Here is a 6794-nt window from a genome sequence, read left to right as displayed (position 1 = left end):
CGCGGGTTGCAAAAAATTCAAGCAATATGTGCAGTCATGCGAAAAATATTGCACGCCATTTATGGCATGTTACATAACAAACAACCCTTTGACGGCAGTATGTTCTTCAACATGGAGACAGCATGATTTTCTCAAAAATGGGTTGCAAAAAGAGAGAGTATCTTCTCCCGCTGGGAGAAGGTCGGATGAGGGATTATAAAAACCGAATTTTGAAGTGTGACGAGTATAGATGTATTAAAGATGAGCCAGGATTATTCAGGCCCCTATCTCCGCTCCCTTTCCATCGAGCGCCGTATCGTAATCTCCTTAACCAGCACATAAATGGCTGGAAAAATGATCAATGTCAGCACTGTGGTTGAGACCATGCCGCCGACCATCGGAGCGGCAATGCGCCGTGTTACCTCGGAGCCTGTGCCACTGCTCAGCATGACGGGCAACAACCCAAGAATACTGCCCGCAATGGTCATCATGACTGCGCGTATCCGCGTCACGGCACCTTCAGCCACAGCAGCATAGAGATCGGAAATAGTGATTTCCTCACCGGCTGCCTGGCGTTTTACTTGCATGGCAGTAAGCGCCTGATCAAGGAAGGCCAGCATTACCATACCGGATTCCGCGGCAATCCCGACTAAGCCGATGAAACCTACCGCTACTGCGATACTTATGTTGTAGCCAAGCCAATACATCAGCCAGATACCGCCAACCAGGGAAAAAGGTACCGACAGCATCACGATCAATGTCTCGGTCAGACGATTGAAGTTCAAATAGATCAGCACAAATACGATGAGCAGCGTGAGCGGTACCACCACCTTCAATTTGTCGGTGGCGCGTTGCATATACTCAAACTGACCGCTCCAGGTAGCATAGTAACCAGATGGGAATTGCACTTGTTCCCGGACTGCTTGCTGCGCATCCGCGATATAGCCACCGATGTCGCGATCGCGGATATCGACAAAAATGTAAGTGGACAACAATGCATTCTCGGTACGGATGCTCGGTGGCCCTTTGACCAGCTTGATTTGCGCAAGCTGGCCAAGTGGAATCATTGCTTCCCCCATGGTGGGTACCAGTACTTGCGTCGTAATGGCTTGCGGGTCGCTGCGCAGTTCGCGTGGATAGCGCACGGTCACCCCATAGCGCTCGCGCCCTTCCACAGTAGTAGTAATCGTTTCGCCCCCCAGTGCGGTCGTAATCACCTCCAGCAGATCGCCAACAGCCAGCCCATAACGAGCAAGCGCCATCCGATCCGGTTCGATATCAAGGTAATAGCCACCCGTAGTTCGCTCAGCATAAACGCTGGTGGTACCGGGCACTGTTTTGACCGCCATCTCGATCTGCTTACCAAGTTTTTCCAGTTCACTCAAATCGTTGCCGAATACCTTGATACCGATGGGTGTACGGATACCCGTTGCCAGCATGTCTGTCCTGTTCTTGATCGGCATGGTCCAAGCGTTGGCGACACCGGGTATTTGTAGCGCCTGATCCAGTTCAACAATCAGCTTGTCGATGGTCATACCGGGGCGCCATTCACTTTCCGCTTTCAGGTTGATGATCGTCTCAGTCATTTCCAGTGGCGCCGGATCAGTAGCAGTATTGGCACGCCCAGCTTTGCCGAATACCGATGCCACTTCCGGAAAACTTTTAATGATTTTGTTCTGGGTTTGCATAATTTCTGCCGCTTTGGTGATAGAGATGGCCGGTAGCGTCACGGGCATATAAAGCAGTGTGCCTTCATTCAATGACGGCATGAATTCGGCACCGAGTCTGAGCATCGGATAAATGGTCAGCCCCAATACGGCAATCGTTATGACCAGAATGCTCTCCTTCCATTGGATGATCCAGGGAATGATCGGTTGATACAGCCGGATCAGAAGGCGACCCAACAGATTATCTTGCTCGCGTGGAATACGGCCACGAATCAGCAACAGCATGAGCGCTGGCACCAGGGTAATGGAAAGCAGCGCAGCACCCCCCATGGCAAATGTCTTGGTAAAGGCAAGTGGCTGAAACATCCGTCCTTCCTGAGCTTCGAGCGTAAATATCGGTAGAAACGATACGGTAATAATCAGCAGGCTGAAGAACAGTGCGGGGCCGACTTCCTGGCATGCCGTAATAACAGCATCCCTACGCGCCGATGCGGAAGCCTGCCGATCAAGGCGCGCAAGATGTTTATGCGCATTCTCGACCATGACGATGGCCGCGTCGGTCATCTCGGCGATGGCCAGTGCGATGCCCGCCAGACTCATGATATTGGAACTGATGCCCAGGTGAAACATGACAATAAACGCGATAAGCACGCCGATCGGCAGCATCATGATCGCTACCAGCGCACTGCGCACATGCATGAGGAAAACCACGCACACCAGCACCACGATGATCACCTGCTCGATCAATACTTCGCTCAGCGTCTCGATAGCACGCTGGATCAGTTCAGAGCGGTTATAAACCGATTGAATTTCAACGCCTTCCGGGAGCCCCGGTTTGACCTCATCGATTTTCGCTTCGATATCGCGGATGACATCGAGCGCATTTTCACCATAGCGCGCAACGACGATCCCTGAAACAGCTTCGCCTTCCCCGTTGAGTTCAGTAATCCCGCGTCGCTCATTCGGCGCCAGCTCAATCCGGGCGACATCGCGCAGCAGTACCGGCATGCCCTCATGCGCTTTCACGACCAGACTCTCCAGATCGCTGATGCTGCGCAGATAACCTTTACCGCGCACCATATACTCGGTTTCCGCGAGTTCGATCACGCGCCCACCCACATCACGGTTACTCTGCGCGACCACATCGATCACTGTTTTCAGGGAAATACCATAAGCTTGTAAACGCCGGGGATCAACTGTGATCTGATAGGTTTTCTCGAACCCACCCACACTGGCCACTTCCGAAACACCTTCGACTGCGATCAATTGATAGCGCAGAAACCAGTCCTGGATGCTGCGCAACTCATCCAGCGTACGGTCTTGAGCAGTAACGGCATATTGATAAACCCAGCCTACCCCAGTTGCGTCCGGGCCGAGTGCAGGCTTCACATCACTTGGCAATTTGTTGGCTGCGAAACCCAGGTATTCCAGTACACGGGAACGCGCCCAGTAGATATCGGTGCCATCTTCAAAAATGACATAGACAAACGATACGCCAAAGGCCGACAGTCCACGTACGACTTTCGATTTAGGCACGCCCAGCATGGCTGTGGTCAAGGGATAAGTCACCTGATCTTCAACAACCTGCGGTGCTTGTCCGGGATATTCGGTATAGATGATCACCTGAACATCGGATAAATCAGGAATCGCGTCGACCGGGGTTTTCCATACGGCATATACCCCCCAGGCAACGATAGAGAATGTTGCCAGCAATACTAGAAAAATGTGCCGAACCGACCATTCAATGATATTGCCAATCATTTCAGCGCCTTCTCAATGTATTTTTGTGCTCGTTGGCAACAGGGCTACTAGTGTCTACTGGATGAATGTGTACGATGACGTACTCACCGGCTGATTCCTCGGTGATTTCAAAGGTAACCTTCTGGCCGGGTTTCAGCGGACGAAGGTATGCCGGATCAGCAACCCGGAAATCCATCAACATCGAGGGCCAATTAAGACTGGCAATCGGCTCATGCGCAAGCGTAATGGTGGCACGCGCAAAATCAATCGCTGCTATGCTGCCTTCACCCCGATGCGTTGCTGATGACAATTCTTCGACAAGCGTACTGGAGGATTGGGCGGGTGATTCTTCCCCCGGCACCAAAGGGTGGCTGCCGTGACCAAAGCTACCCAGCGCTGCTTTGAGATTACTTTCTGCATCGATCAGGAAATTTGCTTTAACTACCACGGCTTCTCCTGTTTCCAGTCCTCCTAATACCTCAGTATAACCATCGGCATGCATGCCGAGTTTTACGGTTCGTGGTTCATAACGACCTTCACCAAGATCCACCAGCACCAGCCGCCGGGTGCCGGTATCGAGCACCGCCGAATCAGGAATAGTAAGGACTTTGTTCTTACTATGAAAGGAAGCAAACTCCACGCGTGCATACATGGCAGGCTTAAGCAGTCCGTCAGCATTAGGCAGCTCGATACGGACAATAGCGGTACGTGTTTCAGGCGTCACTTTGGGATAGATAAACGCCACCTCGCCACTAAATACCTTATCCGGGTAGGCATCGACTCTGATGGTCACCATCTGACCAGGATGAATCATGCCCAGATCCTGCTCAAACACATCGGCCAGCACCCACACGCGGGATAAATCGGCAATCTGATAGAGTACTTCTCCAGGCTCGAAACGCTTCCCTTCTACGGCCAGTTTCTCCAATACCACCCCATTGGCTAAGGATCGTAGCGTGATATACTGCCTGGCCGCGCCCTCACGCTGCAAACGCTGCAGCTCAATGTCCGAGACATCCCAGTTGCGCAACCGCTGTAATGCGCTCTCAACCAGTCTTTGCATATCAGATCGAGCATTCTGGCCTCCCTCGGCTACCATCTGCATACCTTTCATTGCGATCAGATATTCATGTTGCGCCGCGATTAGATTGGGGCTGTACACATCCATCAGCGGATCACCTTTCTTGACCGTCTGACCCGGGGTATTGATATAAAGCCGTTGTATCCAGCCTTCAAACTTGGGCGTCACCGTATATAGCAAACGCTCATTCGCCTGGATCGTTGCCACCGCTCTGACCGTGCGGATAAGCTCACGTAATGCTGCCGTTTCAGTTCGCACCCCCAGTTTCTGTATTTTTTCGGTACTGATTTTGACTACGGAACTATCGGATGATGGCGCTTCCCCCTCGTAAACTGGAAGGTAATCCATTCCCATGGGGTCTTTCTTGGGGACGGGAGACGTATCCGGCAGCCCCATCGGGTTACGGTAATAAAGAATCTTACCCTTGGAGGTAATAGTCACAGGTAAATCAGCTACTGCAATCTCAGATTGAGTGCTGCCCCACCAATACCCTGCAGCCAGCGCACCGATGATCAGTGCAGTGGCTATGATCAATTTTATGAGGGATAATCTCATGCGAAATCTCGTTATTATGGCTGCGTCAATTCATAAGGCGCTTTGCCGGTAAGCAGATCGATTTCCGCAAGCGCCTTGTTGTAGCTGGCTATCGCTGTCACCAGGCTGATTTCATAATTGAATACGGTCATTTGGCTGTCAAGCAGTGTCAGAAAATCAACTTGGTTGACTTTATAGGCCACCAGGGCGGATTCAACCGTCAGCCTGGCCTGCGGCAGGATGGTGGTTTGATACAACCGGGCTGATTTGAGATTTTGCTCGGCCGTTGCCACCTGCTGGCGCAGTTTCGCCGCAAGCTCGTTACTTTGCGCCTGATACAGGTCTAATGCCTGATAGTGCATCGCTTGCGACTCCGTAATACGAGGTTCGATTTTGCTGGCGCGCCATATTGGCAGGTTAATGGCCACGGTCAGCGAAACCATGTCAGGACGCTGCGTGTTATCCAGCATTCTGTCACGCTGCCCATACGATAGGCGCACATCAAAATCGGGAAGGTATTCCTTATGCGCCAGATCCAGTGTTTTCTTGCTACGTGCCGCAAGACTTTGCAATGCCAGTAATTGCGGACGCTGTGCCAAGGCGACTTCCTGCAACGATTCCAGATTCAAGGATACTTCACGTATCTGTAGGGACTCAGGTATCAGTACCACCGCCTGGGTGCGACGTCCGAGCGCGAGGGTGAGCTCTGCTTCAACCATAGGCCGCTCCCGTTCAAGCCTGAACAGTTCATCCTGCATTCTGGATACCTGCGTCTGCGCCTTGAATGCATCTGCCTGAGTACCCATTCCCACCTGGTAGTGATCTATAGCCAAGTGAGTAAAATTTTCCAGAATCAACTTGTTTTTCTCGACCAACTTGGTCATTTCGAGGGTGAGCCCGAGCTCGAAATAAGCAACTCTGAGATCACGCATGACCCGGTTCACAGTTTCCTGATAGCCGTAATCACTCGCCTCCGCATCCTTACTGGCGACTTCCTTACGCAAGCCACGTTTTCCTGGAAAAGGAAAACGCTGGGACAGGCCTATCATCTTCATGGTCATATCCTCACGATTGAATGGCGAGGAGGTCAGCGGTGCATTAACCACTCCTGCTTCCAGCATGGGGTCATCGAGCGCTTCTGCAGGTGAGATTCTCTGCTGAGCTGCTTCGCGTTCTCGTAGAGAAGCCTGAATTTCCGGATTATTTTCCAGAGCTTCTGCAATCAGGACAGTCAGTGGCGTAAAACTGCCGGCATTCAGTGTGGTCGCGTCATTCTGGAATATTGCCCGTGTAACCTGATTATCCATCAAATCCAAATGAGTAGGGTCTGAAATCTCTGCCTGCACGTTTACCGGGATCATCATCCCTAATACCAAGAGTGCGATGAATCCTCTTTTAATCTTTGAAAATAATTTCTCGAAATCTTTTAAGAATGAGGTGATCATATTGATCTCCTTAATATATCAATGCGTTATTGATACACGCCAACCTCAATAGTCATGCCTATTTACCAGGCTGAATATGCATAACCAGATAGACATTATTCGATTGAATCAATATAAAAGCCACAATATCACCCACCTTGATTCCCGACATGAACGCACGCTCCTTGATCCGATCAGCACGAATACAACAACACAAGCATTGACAAAAACAACCGTCACGTTTCTTCTCATGATTCTTATATGGACGCCTCCCGGTTTGGCAAGAGATATTTCGTGTTTTGGTAAAAAGGAAATCGGCTGCAGTCTTATATCCGGCCTTGCTGCAGACTGGATTTCTATCTGCGGGCC

4 protein-coding genes are annotated in these 6794 nt (G+C 51.1%); 1 reads left to right on the top strand and 3 read right to left on the bottom strand.

The features are described 5' to 3' along the window. Nucleotides 1-263: 263 nt before the first annotated feature. The 3 genes from BLW34_RS14410 to BLW34_RS14400 are packed head-to-tail and all read right to left on the bottom strand — an operon-like array spanning nucleotide 264 to nucleotide 6446. The gene (locus BLW34_RS14410) at nucleotides 264-3407 is read right to left on the bottom strand and encodes an efflux RND transporter permease subunit (RefSeq protein WP_090581038.1); all 3144 of its coding nucleotides are present in this window, start codon (nucleotides 3405-3407) and stop codon (nucleotides 264-266) included. A 1-nt stretch (nucleotide 3408) separates the two neighbouring features. Further along, the gene (locus BLW34_RS14405) at nucleotides 3409-5022 is read right to left on the bottom strand and encodes an efflux RND transporter periplasmic adaptor subunit (protein WP_090581035.1); all 1614 of its coding nucleotides are present in this window, start codon (nucleotides 5020-5022) and stop codon (nucleotides 3409-3411) included. A gap of 14 nt (nucleotides 5023-5036) precedes the next feature. After that, nucleotides 5037-6446, bottom strand: a complete 1410-nt coding sequence (locus BLW34_RS14400; protein ID WP_256203819.1) for a TolC family protein — start codon at nucleotides 6444-6446, stop codon at nucleotides 5037-5039. A gap of 76 nt (nucleotides 6447-6522) precedes the next feature. Between BLW34_RS14400 and BLW34_RS16635 the strand changes: the two genes are divergently transcribed. Next, a partial coding sequence (locus BLW34_RS16635; protein ID WP_218138882.1) for a hypothetical protein occupies nucleotides 6523-6794 on the top strand: 272 nt, incomplete at its 3' end.

It is taken from the genome of Nitrosomonas sp. Nm58 (assembly GCF_900107335.1).
Taxonomy (GTDB): Bacteria; Pseudomonadota; Gammaproteobacteria; order Burkholderiales; family Nitrosomonadaceae; genus Nitrosomonas.
Note: the sequence above shows the minus strand (reverse complement) of the source record. Positions and strands in the feature narration are given on the sequence as shown.

What these genes read in the sequence shown, in the direction of transcription:
- BLW34_RS14410 (WP_090581038.1), bottom strand. Translation starts at nt 3,407, where the DNA reads ATGATTGGCAATATCATTGAATGGTCGGTTCGGCACATTTTTCTAGTA.
- BLW34_RS14400 (WP_256203819.1), bottom strand. Translation starts at nt 6,446, where the DNA reads ATGATCACCTCATTCTTAAAAGATTTCGAGAAATTATTTTCAAAGATT.
- BLW34_RS14405 (WP_090581035.1), bottom strand. Translation starts at nt 5,022, where the DNA reads ATGAGATTATCCCTCATAAAATTGATCATAGCCACTGCACTGATCATC.